Annotated in this window: 4 protein-coding genes; all 4 read right to left on the reverse strand. The window is 53.0% G+C overall.

Annotation, left to right across the window (positions count from 1 at the left end):
• Positions 1 to 11: 11 nt before the first annotated feature.
• The 4 genes from HJG54_RS00045 to HJG54_RS00060 are packed head-to-tail and all read right to left on the reverse strand — an operon-like array spanning position 12 to position 22,567.
• Positions 12 to 4,793 (reverse strand): type I polyketide synthase, encoded by a 4,782-nt coding sequence (locus tag HJG54_RS00045; protein ID WP_316432635.1) that lies wholly within the window; start codon positions 4,791 to 4,793, stop codon positions 12 to 14.
• A 1-nt stretch (position 4,794) separates the two neighbouring features.
• Positions 4,795 to 11,727, reverse strand: a complete 6,933-nt coding sequence (locus HJG54_RS00050; RefSeq protein ID WP_316432636.1) for an SDR family NAD(P)-dependent oxidoreductase — start codon at positions 11,725 to 11,727, stop codon at positions 4,795 to 4,797.
• Positions 11,724 to 18,464 (reverse strand): SDR family NAD(P)-dependent oxidoreductase, encoded by a 6,741-nt coding sequence (locus HJG54_RS00055; protein ID WP_316432637.1) that lies wholly within the window; start codon positions 18,462 to 18,464, stop codon positions 11,724 to 11,726. Before HJG54_RS00055 ends, HJG54_RS00050 begins: the two co-directional genes overlap by 4 nt.
• Positions 18,461 to 22,567, reverse strand: a complete 4,107-nt coding sequence (locus HJG54_RS00060) for an AMP-binding protein (RefSeq protein ID WP_316432638.1) — start codon at positions 22,565 to 22,567, stop codon at positions 18,461 to 18,463. Before HJG54_RS00060 ends, HJG54_RS00055 begins: the two co-directional genes overlap by 4 nt.
• Positions 22,568 to 23,295: the final 728 nt, after the last annotated feature.

Below are 23,295 nucleotides of genomic sequence, written 5' to 3' on the forward strand. Positions count from 1 at the left end.
TTCTAAGTTTTTTAATTTTCTAAACTCACATTAACCTCATCGCTATCCATCTGTTCAATTTGCGTCAACAGATCCGCCATTGCCTGGAGATCGGTGGAGGAGGCTGCTTTGGCTTGATTGTCCGCAATAATTTTGGCGATGCCTGCTACGGTAGGTGACTCAAACAAAAACTCCCGCATCGGCAACTCTACCTGATAGGTTTCTCGCAAACGGGATACGGCCTGAATCGCCATTAATGAATCGCCACCCAGCTCAAAGAAATTATCGTGGATGCCGATTGTCTCGATACCGAGAAGGGACTGCATCGCCTCTGCGACGGTGCACTCGATTTCGTTACGCGGTGCCACATAGGCCGTTGAGAGTAGGGGACGACTGTGTTGGGGCACTGCCGATTGCTGACTTGATTCAGTATTCACACCATTGGATTGACCAGGAGCCGAACTTACTGGTGAATTTTTTGGTGAATTTTTTAGTGAACTTATTGGCGAATCTATCCGAAGAGACTGCTGAATACGCTGCTGTAGATTGGTAGGTGAAACGGCAATCTGAACCAGTTCGGGATGACACAGCACCCGCTGCAATGCCTGCTGTACCTCGATGGGCGTCATTGCCAGATCGAATAAGGCCGCACCCGTTGGAGCTGTCGAGGCAGGCTGATCCAACCGGCAGGCATCCCAGTTAATCGTGATCCAGGGAACAGCACTTGAGCGGTTCTGCTGCAAGGCGAAGGCATCCATAAAGGCATTGGCAGCGGCATAGGCAGCGAAGCCCACACCTCCGACTAGAGCTGAAAGGGAGGATTGCAGTAAATAGAAGCCGCTGACCTTACCACGCAGGACAGTTTCAAATACCTGTAGCCCAATCACCTTGGCCCGAAATTGTCGCTCGATCTCGGCTGGCGTGAGGGATGAAATCAAACAGCTTGCCTGATCCCCCATAACGTCAGCATGAACGGCAGCGTGAATTGGACCGAACTGCTGATAGGCCCACTCTACAATCGCTCGCAGTTTGGGTTCGTCGGTTAAATCAGCGCTGAAGCAATGCAGCTCAATTCCCTGGGCTTCTAACGACTGAAGTGCCAAAATGTAGCGGCTCACCGAATCATCTGGGCCATGCGTACTCAACCAATTGGTCCAATCTTGTTTATCGGGTAGACTTACTCGTCCGATCAGAATCAATTTGGCCTGCACGGTGGCGAAACATTGGGCAAAGATTAGTCCTAGTCCTGCAACTAGATCTCCGGCAATTAAATAGGTCTGGTGGGGTTGCAGCAATGTGGAGTTGAGATTCTCTTCAGCATTCGACTCTAGTAACCGAATTGGTTCAATAATCGGTATCCAGCGATAGTGATCGCGGTGGGCAACGGCTAGTTCTGGATTGGGCCGCAGCAATTCCGTCAATATGTGCTCTGGTTTTACTTCAGCTAGATCGAGTTCAATTATGCGGCAGGGCAAACTGCATTCCTGACGAATCACCCGACAAGCACCGAGTAGAGTTGCTTTCAGCGGCTCCCAGGTAGTTGCTCCGGGTAGATCAAACAACTGATTCGTGAGGACGGCAATCGAAATGGAGCCAATTTTCTGACAGGCTTGTGCTAAAGCAATCAGGCTATAGAATCCGGCGTCTGGCCGATCCAAGTTTGTAGCACTGGTGATACTCCAGGCATGGATAATCTGCTGCGGTGGTTCGCCCGATTGCTGTAAGGCGGTAAACAGACGGTGATAGTCCTGCTGATTTTGGGGATCGATCGTGTAAACAGTACCCTGCTGACTGAAGCGATCCCCCATCTTGACGCTGATCACGGTATGTCCGGCTTGGCGCAGTGCCGGAACCAGTGTCGCTGCAATTCCCTCAGAATCCAGGAAGATTAACCAGCATCCAGAGGGCGGTAACTGAGGTGGTGTGCTCGCAAGACGAGTCGAGCGGTTCCAGGAAGGCAGATAAAACCAATCCGACAAATCAGGATTTTTGACTGAAGCTGGAACAGAAGTTTGAACAGAGATAGAGTCTGGTTGGGGTTGCAGCTCGATCCAGTAGCGTTGACGCTCAAACGGATAGGTAGGTAGAGGAATACGTCGCTGAGATTCGGAATAAAGAGTAGGACAATCGATGTCAGCACCCGCTAACCAGAGCTGCCTCAAACTGTGAAGCAAGATTTCTAAGTCAGACGTTTGCTCTTGAGGATGCCGCAATGATGGCAAAATTAACGTTGGCGTGGCAGCACCGATGATCTGTTTTGACAAGGTGCTGAGCGTGCGTCCAGGACCAACTTCGAGTAAGACGAGTCCTGGTTTCTTCAGCAGTTCCGTGATCCCAGCAGCAAAGCGGACCGGCTGACGCAAATGCTGCACCCAGTAGTCGGGATTAGTTGCTTCAGATGCCGTGATCCAGGTGCCGGTTAGATTCGAGATAAACGGCAGTTGGGGGGGATGCAGCGCAATGGATTTTAACCACTCGCGCAGTGGATCGATCACCGATGCTATCAAGGGTGAATGGAACGCATGGGAGGTATGGAGCCGCCGACAGGCCACTCCCTCTGCAATGAGCTGCTGCTCAAATCGCTCGATTGCCTCTGGTGCACCAGAAACGACACAAGCACGAGGCGCGTTCACAGCGGCAATTGATAACTCGACGGGTAGCCTAGACGCCACTTCCGACTCAGCCAGTCCAACCGACAGCATCGCCCCTGCTGGACATTGCTGCATGAGCTGCGCCCGTGTCGCCACAATCATCAAGGCATCTTCTAGGTCAAACACTCCGGCCAGTGTAGCCGCCACATATTCACCCACACTATGCCCGATCATCGCAGTAGGCTGGATGCCCCAGGAGCGCCAGAGTTGGGCTAGGGCGTATTCGACTACGAAGAGGGCGGGTTGGGCGTGGTGGGTGGGGGTGAGGGGAGAGATGCGGCTCGTGAGCATCGCCGAACGAGGGGAGGTGGGGGAGGGGTAGAGGAGGGTGCGGAGGTCGAGGTTAAGGAAGGAGAGGAGGAGGGAGGAGCAGTGGTCGATGGTATGCCGGAAGGTGGGTTCGTGGTCGTAGAGGTGGCGGGCCATGTTAGGGTATTGGCTGCCTTGGCCGGGGAAGAGGAAAGCGATGGGAGGAGTGGTCGAGATGGGGCCGGGGGAGTGGGAATGGTTCTGCAAGGCTTGGATCGCTTCCGGAATGGTTTGGCAAACCGTGGCGTAGCGGTAGGGGAAGGATTTGCGTCCGACTTGGAGTGTGTAGGCAACATCGGCTAGGTTGAGGTCGGGATGCTGAGTTAGGTGATCGGCGAGTTGCTGGATTGAGGTATCCAGAGCAGAAGGAGTTTTGGCCGAGAGGAGCAGTAAATGGTGCGAATGAGATTGTGACGTTGCTTTTGATGCTTCGGGAGCTTCTTCGAGGATCAGATGGGCATTAGTACCACCCATGCCAAAGGAACTGACTCCGGCGCGACGCGGTGAATTATCCGTTGATGAATTATTCGGCCAATTGCGTAACTGAGTGTTGACGTAAAAGGGACTGTGTTCAAAGTCGATTTGGGGATTGTCCGATTGAAAATTGAGGCTGGGCGGAATCTGTCGGTGTTTCAGGGCTAGAGCTGTTTTAATCAGGCCAGCAATGCCAGCAGCGGCATCGAGATGACCAATATTGGTTTTGAGGGAGCCGATGGCGCAAAACTGTTGCTTTTGGGTGTACTGACGAAAGGCTTTTGTGAGGGCCGCGATTTCAATTGGATCGCCAAGGGCGGTGCCGGTGCCGTGGGCTTCGATATATTGGATGGTTTCTGGTGAGCAGTTGGCTCGCTCTAGGGCGGTGGTGATCACGGCGGCTTGTCCGGTGACGCTAGGGGCGGTAAGTCCGACTTTTTGGGCACCGTCGTTGTTGATGGCAGAGCCTTTGATCACGGCATAGATCGAGTCCCCATCCCGCAGGGCTTCCGACAGACGTTTGAGCACAACAAGGCCGGCTCCATTGCCGAATACAGTCCCCTGAGCGGCGGCGTCAAAGGCGCGACAAACCCCATCTGGGGAGAGCACACCATCATTTTGGTAGCGGTAGCCCCGCTGCTCCGAGGCATCGATCGAAACACCTCCAGCCAAGGCCATGTCGCATTCTCGATTCAGCAAGCTCTGACAGGCGAGATGGACGGCAACCAGAGAGGTGGAGCAGCCGGTCTGGATGCCGCAGCTAGGGCCGGTCAGGTTGAGTTTGTAGGAAACGCGGGTAGGCATCAGTCCCATCACATTACTGACCACTGCCTGCACCCGATCAACCGAATTTCTCAGATTGGGATGGGTGTAGAGGTTGATTAGATAGCTGTTAAGGCCAGCCCCCGCATAGACCCCAATCCGGCCCGGATAGCGATCGGGGTCATAGCCTGCATGTTCAAGGGCTGTCCAGGCGCATTCTAGAAACACCCGATGCTGCGGATCGAGGAGTTCGGCTTCTCTGGGGGAATAGCCGAAAAAGGCGGCATCAAAGCCGGCAATATCTGCAAAGCTGGCGTAGGCGTTGATATAGTTGGCTGAGTAGTTGGCTGAATACGAGGATTCCGTAGATAGTTCAGAGTTCGTTTCGTTTAGCGTAGATGGATTCAGAACCTGAATCGAGGCAATTCCTTGACAGAGATTTTGCCAGAATTGTTCTATTGTCTCTGCACCGGGAAATCGCCCTGCCATTCCCACAATTGCTACTCGTTCCTGCTTTGATTGTTCAACGGCAGCTAGTTTGGCACGAGCTTCTTTGAGCGCTGCCAGGATGCGCTGGGGTGAAATGGTTTCGGTAGAGGGGGTATCAAAGTTGTTCATCTTAGGATTGGTTCAGCAGAGTTTCTAGGGCAGTGAGTTCGTTCAGAATATTGGTTTCTATATTGGTTTCTATATCGTTATCAAAGTCATCACCAGTATGGTTCACAGTTTCGGATAATGTTGCCTGAAGCCTATCTGATTCATTCCTTTGCTTTTGTGGATTGGAAGGTATCTCCGTTGCATTCACTGACTCCGAACCGGCTTCTATCGTTGCGGTGAGGGTCGTAGCCAAATGCTGGGCCAATTCCCGAATCATGGCATGTTCAAAAATCGTGGTGGTGGTGAGATTAAGCTGGAGCTGGGTGTCCAGACGGTTTTTCAGTTCCACGGCCATGAGGGAATCCATGCCTAAATCAAAGAAGCCCTGATCCGGTTTGGGTAGCCGATGCGCTGGCAATCCCAATACTTTTCCCACTTCGGTTTGCAGGTGGGCGATCAGGAGGGTGAGGCGCTCGCTGGAACTGGCGGCCTTGATCTGGGAGAGAAGTGCGGATTGGGATGCTGCTTGCGGCACAATGCCATCGAATGGGCGGAAGGCATCGAAGAAGGCAGCAGCGCGACTCTGCAACCATTCCTGCTGCAAAAACTCCGGCCACTGAATCGGCACCACGCCAACCTGAGCTGTCGATTGGGCAAGCAGGGTTTTCAGGATGTGTAGGCCGATCTGAGGCGAGATTGCTCCGACGCCGCGCAGTTGCATCTGTTGATCAACCTGCCGCTGAGCCGCTGCCCCCACCTCAGACCACGCACCCCAATTGATACTCAGCCCCGGTTGCCCCATCGCCTGTCGGTAGTGAGCTAATGCATCCAGGAATCCGTTAGCGACCACATGACTGGCTTGTCCGGGTGAACCGAGCAGGGCTGCCGCCGAAGAGAACAGCACGAACCAATCGAGGGGCTGATCTTGGGTGAGGGTGTGCAGATTCCAAGCTCCAGCTAGCTTTGGAGTCATCACGGCGGCCATCCGCTCCCAGGTCAAGTGCTGCAAGATGCCGTCATCCAACACACCAGCTGCATGGAATACGCCATAGAGCGGCAGATCGAGCGCCTCCAGAACATCTGCCAGTTGCGATGGGTCAGCCACATCCGCCTGCATAACGCGAATTGCAGCACCCGTTTGCTCCAGTGTTTGCAGTGTCTGCGTTTGGGCAAGGGTTGGCGGACGGCGACTCACCAGCACCAGATAACGAGCACCCTGTTGCACTAACCACTCGGCTAGCAGGAGTCCCAAACCGCCTAAACCGCCGGTAATCAAATAAGCCCCAGCCGGACGCACTGAGAATGTCCCGCCGGTTGGGGTGGCCTGATGCGTCACAACAATTTTGCCAATATGCTGCGCCTGCTGCATCGTGCGAAACGCCTGCACCACTTTCTGAATCGGAAACACGGTTGCTGGTAAAGGCGGCACCAACTGGAGTAAATGACGCAAGCGAGTCTGGATCAATTGGGGCTGCTGTTGAGCAATCGCCATCAAGTCAATCAAATGATAGGTCGCGCCCGGTTTGATTGCCGCTACCTGCGCCGCCGTCCACACTTGCCGCTTGCCGATTTCGACAAACCGCCCCCGTTCGCTGAGAACCGACAGGCTAGCAGGGATAAACTCACCGGCAAGAGAATTGAAAACGACATCGACCCCTTCGCCTTGCGTTTGAGCCATCACCTGTTCAACAAAATCCAGTGTGCGAGAATTCATCACGCGATAGACACCCATTTGTTCTAGAGCGTTCCATTTGCTTGGACTGGCGGTTGCATAGACTTCTGCCCCGATCTGGTGCGCCAGCATTACCGCTGCCATTCCCGTACCCGTTGCTGCGGCATGGATGAGAATCCGTTCACCCGGCTGTAGATTAGCTAGTCGCAGAGCATAATCTGCCGTCAGAAACGCGGCTGGGATTGTCGCGGCGGCGGTAAAACTGAGCTGAGCTGGCTTAGGAACAACCAGAGCACCATCGACGGTGACATACTGGTTAAAGCTACCAGGTGCCAAGGCAACAACGGCATCCCCGACTTGAAACTCCGTCACCTCAGAGCCAACCGCACTAATTTCACCAGCGCATTCAACTCCAAACCAATTCCGTTCAAACGGTAATAAATTGAGTGTATCCAAAACATCAATTAAGTTGAGTCCAGTAGCAGCAACGCAAATTTCTACTTCGGTTGCAGCAGGCGATCGCCGTTCCGTAGGCTGTAGGGTTAGCTGTTCCAAACTGCCGCGCTGGAGACAGGTTAACTGGTAAGGCTGATCCGGCAAGGGTAGGGTATCCGGCACAAATCGGGCCAATCGTGCAGCATAGCGTTCATGCTGGCGCAGGGCAATTTGCGGTTCAGCAGTGGTCGAGTGCAGTTCCCGGTGCAGATCAGCCACTTGCTCGGATAGGGGCAGACAGGGATCGAGATCAATACAGCGGCAGTGGAGGGCGGGATACTCCAGGCCAATCACCTTGGCAAGTCCCCAGAGCGGGGTTTGGCTGAGTTTTGCTGGGTTAATTGGATGATCCCCCCTACCCCCCCTTAGTAAGGGGGGAACCAAGCTGCCGGGGTTTGAAGTCCCCCTTGTTAAGGGGGGAACCAAGCTGCCGGGGTTTGAAGTCCCCCTTGTTAAGGGGGATTTAGGGGGATCAGTTAAGGGGGATTTAGGGGGATCACTCGATTCACAAGCATCCAGAACCACGGCTCCCTGAGTCACGAGCCACAGCGACGGGGAGGTGGGCAGCGTTTGTAATAGATGCAGCAGACTCGTGCAGGTGGTTTCGGTCGCGGCTATCAAAGAGTCCAGCGCTAGCTCGGAAGAGTTATCCAGTCCCCAGAGATAGAGGATGTGATCGGGGGCAGGAATGGCAGCCCAGAGCTGCTCAAAATCGGCGCGAGCACGAGGATTGATCACAAATTCATGTGAACCTTGCTGATAGGTTTCACCTGTCTGCACCAGAGTGACATGACCGGATAGCTGGGGCGCTAACTGCTGCACTAATCCTTGCCGATCGGCAAAAATCAGCCAGTGAGACGGAGGAGGATGCGGAACAGTCTGGCCTGCCTTGGCGACTAGCAGCGTTTGGGGAGCCGCGAGCGGCGGGCTACCATCGGTTTGGGTTAAATCTGGTGTGATGGCAACGGGCTGCTCGAAGCCACAGTTCTGGAGTAGCGACTGCCATTGTCCAGCACTAATTAATGGATAAGCAGGGCGCAAATCCCGGTCTGTGAAGCGCCACCAGCCTGCGGTGAGGCCAAAGATCAGGTCCAGCCAGCATTGCGGTTGGGTGGTTTCTAGCAGCAGCAATAGGCCGTCGGGTGCTAACAGTTGACGAATATGATAAAGAGACTGAGACAGATCGGATGTGGCGTGCAGAACATTGGCGGCGATAATCAAATCATAGGACCTAGTCTCAAATTGTTGAGCTGTAGGTGAATGCTCAATGTCCAATACTTTATACTTTACAAAGCTATAATCTTGGAATCGCTGCTGCGCTTTTTGTAGAAATAGAACGGATAGATCGGTGAACGTATAGTCTATCGTTACGGTTGAATCAGCGAGGAGATGAGGTAAAATTGCGGCTGTGGTACCGCCGGTTCCAGCTCCAATTTCCAGAATCCGCAGCGACCTTCCGGCTGACAGCACAAAACTTACCGCCTGCTGCACCAATCGATTCATTAAGGCGGCTCCGGTTGAAGTCTCGTAGAGCTGAGTCGCGGTTGTTAAATCGCCCTGCGGAAACAACAATTGCAGCGGATTGCACTGGCCCCGCAAAACATCCGCCAAGCGTGAACCACAGCGATGCAGCAGGGTCAATTCAGCCTTGGCTGTTGGGTAGCGCTGCTGGAGTTGGGTGAGCTGGGCGTCAAGATCGATATTAGATGCCTTGATGTGAGCTAGGTTTTGGTCGGGCTGGGATTGCTCGAACAGGTCTGCCTGATGCAGAATTTCCAACAGGCGATGCAGCAACCGCTGATGCTGGAGAACCACACCAAGCCGTTCAGCAAGTTCACTGGCGGCTACAAGGGGAGTAATCGGTGTCCAACCTAATTGCTGAAAAGCCTGACAAGTGTAGATCAGACTCAGCCGCTCTAGTGCCGCTAATACCTGTGGGTAGGCAAGCAGATCGGGCTGAAGCAGCCATTCAGATAACTGCGGCAGCAGATGATCGTGAATCGAGATAGGAGTTGGCAAATTTGGCAGAGGTTGTACCTGCCAGTTGATTTGATACAGCCAATCCTGCCAAGAAGCAGATATTGAAGCGCTTGGTTTGGTTACTGGGTGGAGCTGGAGTCCTACAATTGCAATGAGAGGTTCACCGTTCGTATCCGTAATCTGTACATCAACTTTAATTTGTTTGTAAATTTGTTCAGTTGCGTTATAAGAAGTATGTACGGTTACGTTACTCCAGCAGATGCGTTCTGGCCGTTTGTAGAAGGTTAGCCGATCGCAGCCCGTGGGTAGGTAGAGAGAGTGAGAACCCAGACTGGGCAGAGCAGCACCAATCACCTGAAAGGCGGCATCGAGTAGAACTGGATGACACTGATAGGGGGCTGGGTCTAACTGAGCGGCAAGCTGAATTTGTCCTCGTGCCTGTCGGTCACCGCGCCAGAGTTGCTGAATCGCCTGAAACAGCTCGCCATATTCAATTCCATAGGCTCGTAGGGTTTGGTAGTAATCGGCCAGCTCAACAGGTTGGGAGCACTCCAACTGCGACATTTCACTAGCGAATGATTCAGCCTGACTGATTGACCCTGTAGCGTGCAGTTGCCAGTTTGCATCGCCTCGCTGACCCAACACCTCGAATCGGTAAGCATCATCTAGCTGAGGGCTAAGCACAACCTGCACGACCAGATCTGCTTCTGTCAGTAGGATGGGCTGCTGAATCGCCAAATTAGTCAGCGTTAAGCGATCCGACTGTAGAATCTGTTTCCCCGCCGCCAATGCCATTTCCATATAGCCCGCTGCCGGAAGCATGAATGCACCTAATACGCGATGCTGCGCCAGAAATAACGGCTCAGTTTGGCTGAGACGATGGGAAAAGTAAATCTCTGGTGAACGAGATAGATGTAATCTCTGCCCAAGTAGGGGATGAACTTCTGGATAATTATTCGATTGATTTACAAATAAATTTTTATGCTGCTCAATATCCACCCAGTAACGCTGTCGCTGAAATGGATAGGTTGGTAATAGTAGCGGCTGGATTGAACATTTAGAGCTGTCCTTCTTAGAGTCGCTGCGAGACGAATTTGTTGATTCAACTTGGAATAGTTTTGACTCTCTGAATTTGTCAGTATTGAAGGATTTTGAACCATTTTTCCCGAAAGCAGCCAACTGTTCAATCGCCTCTGCGGTAGAGTTGGCTGTTACAGTCAGTTGTTCGGCAAACAGCGATCGTCCAGTCTTGACCTGGTAACATACTTCCGCGAAATCAAGGGTAGGATTTTGCTGCAAATACTCATAGTATCGATGGGCGAGTGCTTGCAGGGCAGCAGGAGTTTTGGCAGAGAGGGTGAGGCTGTAAGGAGGCTGATCCAACCAAAGCCGAGGGGCATCAGGGTTGCTAGCCTCCGCTGCCGAGAGCACCACATGGGCATTGGTGCCGCTAAAGCCAAAGGAACTGACGCCTGCGATGGGAGCGCTGTCCGCCGGCCAAAGCATTGATGTCGTTGGGACTTGCAGCGGTAATTGATCCCAGGATACATGGGGGTTGGGCTGCTGAAAATGCAGATGGGGCGGAATTTCCCGGTAATGCAAGCAGAGCGCCACCTTGATCAATCCCGCAATGCCAGCCGCCGCTTCCAGATGCCCCAGGTTGGTTTTCACCGAACCGATCAGCAGCGGTTTATTCGCTCGATTACTATCCGACGGCTTGAATACTTCCCCCAACGCCAACAGTTCGATTGGATCGCCCAAGGCCGTGCCGGTGCCATGCGCCTCGATGTACTGAACCTGCGAGAGGGAGATCCCAGCATTAGCGAGTGCCTGCCGAATCACCGCCTGCTGAGCCGGACCATTGGGAACCGTCAAGCCACTGCTGCGCCCGTCCTGATTCACCGCAGAACCGCAGATCAAGGACCAAATCCGGTCGCCTGCCGCCAAGGCATCCGAGAGCCGTTTCAACACCACCACCCCACATCCCTCAGACCGGACAAATCCGTCCGCGCGGGCATCAAAGGTTTTGCAGCGACCGTCTGCAGCGAGCATGTGGGCTTTCGAGAAATTGATGCTGAAATCAGGCGAAAGTAACCGATTCACGCCACCCACCAGCGCCAAATCGCATTCCTGCTGCCGTAAGCTTTGGCAGGCCAGATGAACCGCCACCAGCGACGAGGAACAGGCCGTATCGATTGCCAAACTGGGTCCCGTTAAACCCAGCGTGTAGGACAATCGCCCTGCTGCAGTGCTGTGGGAATTGCCGGTTGCCAGGTAGGCATCAATCTGATGGCGATCGCGGTTGAGTAAATGCTGGGAGTAATCGTTACTGCTAATGCCGATGAATACCCCCGTTGCACTACCGGCTAAACGGGCAGGAATAATGCCAGCCTGTTCCAACGCTTCCCAACTCACCTCTAACAACAGCCGCTGCTGCGGGTCCAAGGAGCGTGCTTCCCGATCGGCGATGCCAAAAAACTCGGCATCAAACTCTTGCAGGTGTCCCACAAAGCCACCATAGCGCGTAGCGATTTTGCCCGGTGTATCGGGATTAGCATCGTAGAATCGGTCGTTTGACCAGCGGTCGGCAGGAACTTCTGTGATCGCATTTTGTCCGGTTTGCAACAGCCGCCAAAAGTCCGCCGGATTCTGAACCTGACCGGGCAAGCGGCAGCCGATGCCAACAATTGCGATTGGTTCGGTTCGAGCGGCTTCTATCGTCTGTAATTTGCTGCGCATCTGCCGTAGTTCTAGCAGGGCTTGTCGCATAAGAGAACGATGGTCTTGATTGTCTGTTAATCTGTTCATCCTACCGTTCCTCCACTGAGTTCGATCAGCTCCTGAGCTAGTAATTTCGCTAATTCAGCTTCAGATAAATGGTCTAATTCTAGCGTGTTGATTTCTGATGTTGAGAATTGCTGTATTTCTGGTGTTGGCTCATTTTTGTTATTGTTCAACTGTAGATTCAAACTGGCTATCAGATAATCGGTTAATGCCTCGATCGTCGGATAGTCAAATGCAACTGTAGCAGGTAATGTACAATTGAGCGCAGTTTGCAGGCGGTTCTTTAGCTCTACGGACGTAAGGGAATCCATGCCCAGATCAAAGAAGCCTTTTTGCGGATCGATCTCCGTCTCTTGAAACCCCAGCACTTGAGCCACTTGCCGACCGAGATAGGCTTGCAGCAAAGAACGTTGCTCAGAAGCTGACGCGCGGTGTAATTGTGGCAGAATCTCGCTAGGTTGAGCATTAACTGATTTTTGCTGCGACGTTTCTGCAATTTCTGTGCAGATTTCCGTCCAAATTTCTGTCAACAAATCGGTTAACCCAGGTGACATACCCTGCCCAAACTCCTGCCATCGCATCGGCAGTACCCCTACCTGAGTGAACGAAGTCGATAACAGTGCCGCGAATGCTGCAACACCTTGGCTGGGGGCAATGCTGCCCATCCCCCTGAATCGAGTTTCCGCCTGCCGAGCCGCTGCCGCTCCCACCTCGGACCAGATGCCCCAGTTGATACTGAGAGCCGGTAAATCTAGCGAGCGACGATAATGGGCTAATGAATCTAAAAACACATTCGCTGCCACATGATTGGCTTGTCCAGGAGCACCAAGCAGGGCCGTAGCCGAGGAGAACAAGACATAGAAATCGAGCGGTTGGGTTTGGGTAAGCTGGTGCAAATTCCAGGCTCCCAAGAGCTTGGGTCGCAACACCGCCGCGAATTTCTCCCAGGTTTGTTGGTGCAGCATCCCGTCGTCCAGCACACCCGCCGCATGGATAATACCGCCTAGAGGCGGCAGGGATGATTCTAAATCGGTCAAACATTGCGCTAACTGCGAACGGTCGGCCACATCAACGGCTGCTGTCACCACCCGAACGCCCGCCTGCTGCCAAGCTTGGATCGTTGGGGTAATTGTTGGGGAGATACGGCGGCTGAGCAACACCAGATGCTTGGCTCCCTGCTGCACGAGCCAGTCTGCCATCAACAATCCCAAACCACCCGTTCCACCCGTAATCAAGTAGGTGCTGTCAGGGCGAATCGGAAGAGAGGCAAGCGGCTGCGGCTGAGTGATAACCAGCTTGCCCACATGCTTGGCCTGCTGCATCTGGCGGAATGCCTGCACCGCTTCAGTAATGGGAAAAACGTTGTAGGGCAATGGCTGATAAATTCCCTGCTGAATTTGCTCGCTAATCTGCCGCAACATCTCCTGTATTAGATTAGGCTGCTGCTGACAGAGTTCTACCAAATCCATCTGAATATACTTCAGATTCGGATACTGGGCTTGTACTCGCTCATGTGTCCAGTCGGTTTTGCCCAATTCAATCCAGCGTCCCTGCGGTTTTAATACTGATAAACTGGGGGAAATAAACTCGCCTGTGAGAGAATTCAGCACCACATCGATTCCCTTACCTTGAGTCAAACGCATTAACTCAGTGGCAAATTCCAGATTGCGCGAGCTGAATACCTGAATAACCCCCAATTCCTGTAGAACAGGCCATTTCTCTGGACTGGCGGTTGCATAGATTTCCGCACCTACCTGGCGAGCAACTTGAATCGCCGCCTGACCAACTCCGCCTGCTGCGGCATGGATCAACACTCGTTCGCCTCGCTTCAGGCCAGCTAGATGGCAGAGGGCATAGGAGGCCGTCAGGAAGGCCACCGGAATCGTAGCCGCTGCTGTGCTATTGAGTCGGGCTGGTACCGGCGCAAGCATGGCAGCATCCACCGTAACCCAATTGCTGAAACTCCCAGAAGCCAGGGCCATCACCCGGTCGCCTACCTGGAAGCTGGCTACCTGCTCACCCACGGCACTAATTTCACCCACACATTCACAGCCTAATGGACCCGCTTCACCCGGATACAAATCCAAGGCATTCAGGACATCGCGGAAATTCAACCCCGTGGCTTGGACCCGAATTTCGACATCATGGGGGCCGAGAACAGAGCGTTCCGTAGTTTGCAGATGCAAGTTATCCAAACTACCGTGCTGCGAAATCTGCAACTGAACACGCTGCTGCCAATAATCTGGTGAATCAGCAAGGGAATTAGGAGATGGACAACGAACTAACCGAGCTACATATCGCTGCTGCTGGCGAAAGGCTACCTGTAGCTGACGTGGTCCGGAATGAGTCGGAGAATTATCCGTAATTTCGGCGAGCAATATCTCCGCCTGTCGATCCGCGGCGTAGCTTAAACTCAGATCTGGATCTAAATCAATGCAGACACAGTTCAACTCTGGATACTCTAACTGCACGGTTTTGCCAATCCCCCACAGTAAAGACTGTGCTAGGCCGGTTAATTTTTCGGCAGGATTTCCGGTGGCAACTGCGCCCTGCGTCACCAACCAGAGCTGCATAGGCTGGTTAGGCGGCAGGGACTGGAGCAAATGCAAAGCGCGGCTACATAGGGTTGTGGCAGTGGTCTCCAGCGCTTCAACACTCAGGTCTGCTGGATCGGGCGCATCCAGAGCCGCTAGAAAAACAACTTGGGTGGGGCGAGTAAAGGGCGTTTCCAGTGACTCGGACAGGGTATCGGCAGACACCAAGCGGTAGGCTGCCCCGACTGCCTGTAAGCGGCTCACCATCGCTGCTGCCACTCCCTGCTGATCGCCAACAATCAACCAATCAAAGTCAGCTAGAGACAACATTGCTTGAGTCCCCACTTGGGCCACGATTATCGCCTGCTGAATCGCGGAACCATTCACCGTTGGTTGAATCGCTTCTGTGCATTCAAATCCACAGGACTGCAACAGAGAGCGCCATTGCGCAACCGAAATCAGCGGATAATCTGGGCGCAACTCATTGTCAGTAAATCGCCACCAGCCATCGGTCAAGCCAAAGGTGAGATCTAGCCAGCGCATCGGATAAACGCCCTCCAGCAGAATCAGCGCGCCTCCGGGCGCAAGCAATTGGCGAACATGGGATAAGATTGTTTCCAGATTTTGGGTGGCGTGAAGTACGTTGGCGGCAACAACTAAGTTATACTGATGTTGACGAAAACTTTTATCACTCGGTGAACGTTCAATGTCCAATGTTTTGTACTGAACAAAATCATAAACCGCGAATTTCTGCTGTGCTGTTTGGACAAATAGAGGTGAAATATCGGTAAATGTGTAGCTAGCGATCTGAGAATCGAGATCAGGCAGCAGATAGCCAGTCGTTCCGCCAGTACCGCCGCCAATTTCCAGAATTTGCACCTTGGATTGGGGCAATAATAATCGCACGAGTTGTTGCAGCAGTTGATTAGTGAACTGTGCTCCAGGCGAATCTTGATAGATTTGACTCAGGGTGCTGAAATCGCCATTGGGAAATAAAAGCTGAATCGGGTCACACTGACCCTGTAACACGTCAGCCAGAGCCGAACCACAGCGATGCAATAGAGCCAGTTCAGGTGAGGCAACAGGTTGAGTCATTTCAGCAGAACTATCATCCTGAAGCGATCGAAGCACGCCATACTGATTATTCTGACAATCGAGGTAATCAGCCTCTACTAAAATATTCAGCAAGCGTCGGACCCATCTAGGATTGGCTGTGATCTGAAGCTGCTGCATCACCTGCTGCACCGTAAAGTGTTCGTCGCTGGTAAACCGCCAGCCCAGTTGCAGAAAAGCTTGCCTGATATAGCTCAGGCTCAACGACTCCAGCTCTGTTAAATGCTGCTGATAGGAGTTCAGGTGCTGCGCCTGAGCAGCGGACAACCGATCAGACAGGGCCGCAAATTGGTGGCTTATCTGGCGCAACTCTGGTAAATGAACCTGATGCAGCGGCTGAGGACGCCACTCGATTTGGTATAGCCACTCCTGCCAGCTTGCCGACTCAATCGGTTCTCGGTCCGCTGGATGCAGCCTTAATCCTGCGATTGTCAGAATCACCTGTCCCTTGGCATCGAGCAGTCGCAGATCGGCAACTGGGTGGACCGAATTCTGGTTAGATCGCAGCGTCACTTCACTCCAGAGGCTAGAGGGGTGACCCAACGGTCTGCGGTGCAGGATCAAGCGGTCGAAACGAACTGGGAAATAGGTTTGGGACTGCGCGGGTAAGGCTGCTGCAATTGTTTGTAAGGCTGCATCCAGGAGGACTGGATGGATTTGGTAGGGAGCCGCAGATGAGCAACTGGATGGTAATTCAATCCAAGCCATCGCGGTGCGGTGTCCCTGCCAGAGCTGGCGAATCGCTCGAAAGGCAGCTCCGTACTCGATGCCGAGCTGCTGATAGGTTTGATAGAAGCGTTCAACATCCAGTTCGGTGAAATCGGGATTGGAGGCGACTGTATTTCTCAAGTCCATCGAGGCAGTCTGGTTGTTCGACAGATCGATTTGATTAATCGTGCCAGACGCATAACATTCCCATTTCTGTTGCTCATCTGAATTGCGTAAAGCAAAAATCTCAAACTCGTAGGATTGACCATCAACTTTTGCTGGCATCAACGTTAACTGTACTGTTATCAGACTATCAACTACTAATCTTTGGTGAATCGACAACGCCAGTTCTAGCTGAGCCGATGGCATGACTTTCCCAACTGCCGCTAGCACCATCTCGATGTAGCCCGCCGCTGGCATGATGGGTTGCTCAAACACCCGATGCTGCTGAAGGAACGCCGGATGATGGCGATCGAGTTGGGCTTCAAAATGTATGGCGGCGGATTTTGCCAAAACTATACGCCTGCCGAGCAACGGATGGTTGTCTCTAGAAGCACCAGAACGCCCTGGGGGCGGCTCCATCCAGTAGCGCTGCTTCTGAAACGGATAGGTCGGTAGTACAACTCGGCGGTAGAACTGACTGTAGCCAAGCTGATTCCAGTCGATATCTTCCCCCTGCAAGTAGCGCTGGACTAGGCTATCCGCTGGTGGTTCAACAGGCTCATCTGCAATAAACTGCCGTAGTGCCTGCCGCAGTTGGGTGATACTTTCAGCCCTGACCGCAAACCGATGCTCGAACTGCGATCGGCCCGTGTTGGCCGTAAAACAAATGTGGGGCAGCAGTTCATCGGCTTGTGTCGTTAAAAATACCTCATAACGTTCTGCAAGCTGTTTGAGGGCCGGACGGGTTTTGGCAGAAACCGTAAACAGATAGGGCGATGGTGGATTCACAACAGCGGTTGCTTCGGTGCTTGCCTGTTTATCTACTTGTCTATCTATCTGCCCATCTACAACTCCCTCTACAAACTCTTCTAAAATCACATGCACATTTGTGCCGCTCATGCCAAACGAACTGACGCCCGCCAAACGCGGCTGATGAGCTAATGACGGCCAGAGAGTGAGCTGCGTTGGGACTTGAACCGCGAGTTTTTGCCAGGGAATGTAGGGATTCGGCTGCTGAAAATGCAGATGGGGTGGAATTTGCTGATGCTGGAGTGCCAGGACGGTTTTGATTAAGCTCGCTACTCCTGCTGCCGATTCTAAGTGGCCTATATTGGTCTTCACCGAGCCAATCCAGAGCGGGTTATCCGCAGACCGCCTTTGAGCCAACACCTTGCCCAACGCCAACACTTCGATTGGATCACCCAACGGTGTGCCGGTGCCGTGAGCTTCCACATACTGCACCTGAGCGGCTGCGACGCCTGCCTGCCCCAATGCTTGCTGAATCACCGCTTCTTGGGCTTGACCGTTCGGTGCTGTGAGTCCGTTGCTTTGACCATCGTGGTTTGCTGCCGATCCTCGGATTATCGCCAAGACTGGGTCGCGATCGGTAATCGCATCCTTTAGTCGCTTCAGCACCACGATACCGCAGCCTTCCCCACGAATATATCCATCCGCATTCGCATCAAAGGTGCGGCACTGTCCACTCGAAGATAGTGCCCGTAGTTTACAAAAGCCGATCGTCGGTTCGGGTGACAGCATCAAGTTGATGCCACCTGCTAAGGCCAAATTGGATTCACCATTACGTAAACTCTGACAGGCTAAATGCACTGCCAGTAACGAAGATGAGCAGGTGGTATCGAGCTGCATTGTCGGCCCTTGCAACCCCAATACATAGGCCAACCGCCCTACCGCCATGCTGTGGGTATTGCCCAAACTGCTGTAGGCATCGATACGAGACAGATCGCCCGAATGCAAACTTAGCTTGGCGTAGTCGGCAAAACTGATGCCAATATACACTCCGGTTTGACTGCCCCGCAGCCGATCGATTGCCTGCCCAGCCCGCTCTAGAGCCGTGTAGCTCACCTCCAGCAACAAGCGCTGCTGCGGATCAAGACTGACCGCTTCACGGGGCGAAATGCCAAAGAACTGCGGATCAAATTGATCGACCTGATCGATAAAACCACCATGCCGACTGTAGAGCCTTCCAGGCGCATCTGGGTCCGGATCATAATAGGCGGTCCAATCCCAGCGATCGGGCGGTACTTCAGTGATGGCATCAATCCCGTTTTGCAGCAGATTCCAATAGGCTTCTGGTGAATTAGCGCCGCCGGGAAAACGGCAGTCCATGCCAATCACAGCAATAGGCGCATTGGCCTCAGTAAGAGACTCTAGTTCCAAGCGCATCTGCCGCATTTCTTGCCATGCTTCTAGGAGCAGGGTGCGATAGTCGGGGGTGGGTGTCATTGGCGTTTCCTCCCTTTGGCAGCGGCAAGTTCAGCAGCGAGGAGGGCAGCGAGTTCGGGTTCGGTGAGGCTATCGGGTGGATGGCTAATCGTTTGCTTCTGCGTAGCGGTTGGGTGGCATAGATGAGTAGGACTCTGTAAAGGGGCAGGCGTGAGGGTGGCGAGGTGGTAGGAAAGGGTGGCAATGGAAGGGAAGTTCCAGGCGAGGGTGGCTTCTAGGGGCTGAGAGAGATTGAGCCAGGTTTCGAGGTCTTGGGCGAGTTCGACGGCAATCACAGAATCGATACCATAGTCAGCGAAGGGGCGATGGCGATCGATATGCTCTGCTGCGATATTTAGCTTTTGGCTCAACCATTGGATCATCCAAGTTTGGATCGCTTGGGCTGTGTCTGCTAGGTTGGCGTTTTCTGGGTTGGCGTCGATGGGGTTGGTGTCGGTTTGGGGCTGATTCTGTGGAGCAACAGAGACTGAAGCAGATGCGGGAGAAGAAAGTTCGGTTGGAGCTGGAAGCTTGTGCAGCAGGTCATCGAGTGCTTGGTCTTCACCAGCTAGGGTTTGTTCGATGTCGCCAATTGTTTGCTCATACTCTAAAATCTGATTTGTGACTACGTCTTTTCTACAGTTATTAAAATGTTCTGAAGCTGTAATTAATGCTTGTGAAAACCTGTGCTCAAATTGAGTCTGTATCCATTCAAGAGTCAATCTCAGTTTACGCTCGGAACTAAAGTGGTTAGCATTCTCAAGACTGGCCCAGAGAAACGCCAGAGTAGCAACCTCACCGATTAACCCAGAGGCCAATTGTTGGGCCACGAGGGGCTGATCAAAGCCAGCATGGTGACAGCAATCGTTGATCTGCGCAGCCGCATCAAGTAAACGCTGGCTAATTTCGGGAGCATTTAAGCTTTGGCTGAGCCATTGTTGCCAGGACTGATGATGCAAGATCCGCGAACCCAAAAAGGCGTTCAGCGTCTCGGTCGGTCCTTCAAAAATGCGCAGCACTCTGGCATCGCGCAGAATTTGCGGAGCCAAGTTGGTTTCGATGTAGCCGCGTCCTCCCAGGGTTTGGACTAATCCATCGGCGGCTTGCCAATAGAATTCTGGCGCAGCAGTTTTGCAGACGGTGTAGGCTTCGATCGGAACTGATTCACCGGCATCGAGGCGCTGAGTGATTTGTGTGACCAGCGTTTCGGTGGCTACGATGGCGGCATTCAGGTGATGCAGGCGCGTCAGCACAACCGGATGCTCTAGCAACTTGCCGGTAGCGATACTGCGACGTGCACTATAGCGCAGCATCAGTTGGGCACACCGCTTCATCCCGCCGATGCTAGCCGCCGCGATCGCCAAACGGCCATACATCATCGCATCCTGAGCAATTGACATACCGGTTCCCACGGTACCCAGCAGTTGATCGGTCGTTACCGGTGCGTTTTCCAAGTAGAGCGTATTCTGCACCATGCCGCGCATGCCCATCGTTAGGGCTTCTGGCCCCTGCCGCAGTCCTGGGTTGCCGCGTTGCAGCACAAAGCCACTGATGCCGCGATGCTGATCCTGTTGATGCTGCACAAATACATTAATCACTCCGGCCCAAGCCGCCGAGCCGCTCCAGATTTTGGTACCGTTCAGCCGCCAGCCGTCTTTCTCTGGAATAGCGTGGGCTGCAATTGCCTGGGGATTGGCTCCGGCCCCCGGTTCTGTTAGAGCAAAGGCGGCCAGTTCCCGTCCGGTAGCGAGTAAGGGCAGCAGATCGTCCTTGAGGGCAGGGGCAGCAGATTGAGCGATCGGGCGAATTCCCAAAACATTGTTGAGTCCGACAAAGAGGGCTAAGGTGGGGTCAATCGCGCCGAGTTGCTGCAAGACCCGCATCGTCTCGGTATGCCCTAGTTCGAGGCCGCCGTACTGCTGCGACACCTGCATGCCCAGCAGCCCTTGATTGCCGAAATCTAAAACAATTGCAGGCGGAATACAGCGGCGTTCGTCGATCAGGCGGGAGTTGATGTGGTGGGTGGCGTAGTCGCGCAGCCAATCGATCAGGCAATCCGTCAGGTGCTCGGTTTTGCGGCTAGTTTGGTTTGGTTTGGCAGCGGGAGCAATTGGCAGTTCCACTAACTTGTTAGTCGAAGCGTTCAATCGGTTCAATGGATTCATCAATGGATTCAATCGATTCAAATCGGTTTGTGGGCCTGCACTAATAAGACAGGCAAGATGACCATTCCACGGTGATGCAATCGGTTTTTTAGATTGACTTCTAGTCGGCTCCGTTTGTCTCGAAGGCGAGGTCGGATCTTGTTCAATAACCGTTTTAATAACTGTAAATTCACCGTTCTCAAACTTTTCTCGACAGGCATACCGTTTAATTTTACCGCTAGATGTTTTGGGAATTGTGCCCGGTTTAAGCAATTGGATCGTATGGACCTGAAGCTGATGTTCCTCGGAAATGGCCGCTCGGATTGCCGTAATCATCTCTTCTGGGTTTGCCGATCTCCAATGCTCACGATTTACTTCTTGTATGATAATGAGCTGCTCAGTACCATCAACTTCACAGATAAAGGCGGCTCCACATCCTGGACTTAGGGCTGGATGGGATTGTTCAACCGTGCGTTCAATGTCTTGAGGATAATAATTTCTACCGCGAATAATCAGGACATCTTTAAGTCGTCCAGTTATGAATAACTCGTTATTATAAATGAAACCTAAATCCCCTGTGCGTAAATAAATACTTGGATTGTGCTCTGATCCGGTTGCTGACTGGAGTTCTACAAAGGTTCGGGCATTCAGCTCCGGCTGATTCCAGTAGCCCCGCGTCACGCTTCCGCCCGCTAGCCAAATTTCACCGATGCGATCAGGCGCATAGGGCTGCCTGGTTTCTGGATCAACAATGAGCAGCGACTGATCTGCCGCTGGCTGACCGCAGCTCACCAATCGTTGTGCGGCTTCTGACTGGGCAGCGTCTGAATCGCACACAACTTCAACCCGATGCTGCTGGAGAGCACTGATCGAAACTGAGATCTGCTGTGGCTTACTGGCTTTGTCCCCTCCCGTCACCAATAGAGTTGCTTCGGCTAGGCCATAGCAGGGGTAAAACGCCTCCGGGCGAAAGCCACAGTCGGCAAAAGCAGCGGTGAATCGAGACAGGGTGGCAGCCCAAATTGGCTCGGCTCCGGTGAAGGCCACAGTCCAACCGCTCAGATCTAGATTAGCTTTCTGTGCGGGCGTAATCTTTTCAACACAGCGCTCGTAGGCAAAATTGGGACCACCGCTGGTGACTGCACCCTTCGCACCACAGCGGGAAATGGCCTCTAACCAGCGAATCGGCTTTTGCAGAAACGCCACTGGAGCCATTAGGGTGACGGGAAAACCGCCGTAGAGCGGCTGCAATATGCCACCAATCAAACCCATATCATGGTAAGGCGGCAGCCAAATCACACCCCTACTAGCTGGAGAATGACCGAATTTTTCGTAGATCAGAGCTGAATTGTGCAGCAGATTGGCATGGCTGACCATCACTCCCTTGGGTTGCCCGGTTGAACCAGACGTGTACTGCAAAAAGGCGAGTCTATTGGGATCAAGGGTAATCGGTTGCCAAGCATCTGGTTGCCCATTAGTCAGTTGCCCATCGCTGAACGGCGGGCCAGAGCTTTTGCTCAAAATTTGATCGGTGGCAATCCAGTGATCGATCCCGACCAATTGGGCTGTTTGCGTCAGCAAGGACTGCTGGGTCAGCACTGTGCTGGCTTGGGCATCAGCGGCAATGGTCTGTACGGATGATAAATTACGACGGGGCGGATAAACGGGAACGGCAATCACCCCAGCATATAGACAGCCAAAAAAGGCAGCTATAAAGTCCAAACCAGGCGAGTAGATTAACAGAGCGCGTCCGCCTTGTAATTCTAAGCGCTGAAGTTGGGCTGCGATGGCTCGCGCCTGTCGGTCTAAATCGCGATAACTGAGGCTGGCTTCCTGCTGTTCCCCATCGATCAAAAAGCGGTAGGCGAGCTGATTCGGTTGGTGGATGGCCCGATAGTGTAGCAGATCCACAACCGTAGAGAATTCGGCGCGTTGGGAAGCAGAGCTGAGGAGATTTGCCGCCATAAGGAACTCAGACATTCAACCATTTATCAACAAATTCGGCGATCATGCTTGTGCAACTCTTCTCCAGATTTGAGATTTCGCCTCTAAACTCGATCTGGCTCCTTCTATGAGAGGTACAAAAATCAATTCGGTAATTCTATAGTGCGTATATTCGTCTCGCTGCCACAGAAGGCGTCCGCACTTCAAGGAACCTAATTATTTTTTTAACTTTCACTAGAGAGCAGTCAGACTAGTATTGAAGACAACGGTTCGGATTCAATGGCATCCTCTTCCGATATGAAGATTATCGACTGATTAGGTGTTTCGTGCAACCATTGTTAGTAAAATTTCTCAAGAACATTGAGGTCGATGGTATGACTGAAATCTATAATCTAGGCAGTATAACCTAGGCAGCCAGAGCATAGTTAGCCAATCTCAGTAGATTGCAAATCCTGTTGAGATCCCCCCTGGCCCCCCTTACAGAAGGGGGGAACCATAGGCGAAGCCTGGGCGCAGCACATACTAACAATGATTTGAAGGTCCCCTTCATAAGCTACGGCGTCTACACAAGTCGAAGATCCCCCCTAACCCCCCTTAAATCAAGGGGAAGAGGCAAAGCCTGGGCGCAGCACCTACCAATCAGGGCTTGAAGTCCCCCTTGATCTACGCCGAAGGCGCATCCCCGCTGGGGTTTAGGGGGAGTGTGCTAGGCACACGCTGCGCGAACGAACTCAAGTCTAGTGAGCAAAACGAATTCATTTTCG

The organism is Leptolyngbya sp. NK1-12, assembly GCF_032598965.1.
In the GTDB taxonomy this organism is placed as follows: domain Bacteria; phylum Cyanobacteriota; class Cyanobacteriia; order Elainellales; family Elainellaceae; genus Elainella.

Excerpts from the sequence above, each read along its gene's own strand:
- HJG54_RS00045 (WP_316432635.1), bottom strand. The coding sequence starts at position 4,793 with ATGAACAACTTTGATACCCCCTCTACCGAAACCATTTCACCCCAGCGC.
- HJG54_RS00055 (WP_316432637.1), bottom strand. The coding sequence starts at position 18,464 with ATGACACCCACCCCCGACTATCGCACCCTGCTCCTAGAAGCATGGCAA.
- HJG54_RS00060 (WP_316432638.1), bottom strand. The coding sequence starts at position 22,567 with ATGTCTGAGTTCCTTATGGCGGCAAATCTCCTCAGCTCTGCTTCCCAA.
- HJG54_RS00050 (WP_316432636.1), bottom strand. The coding sequence starts at position 11,727 with ATGAACAGATTAACAGACAATCAAGACCATCGTTCTCTTATGCGACAA.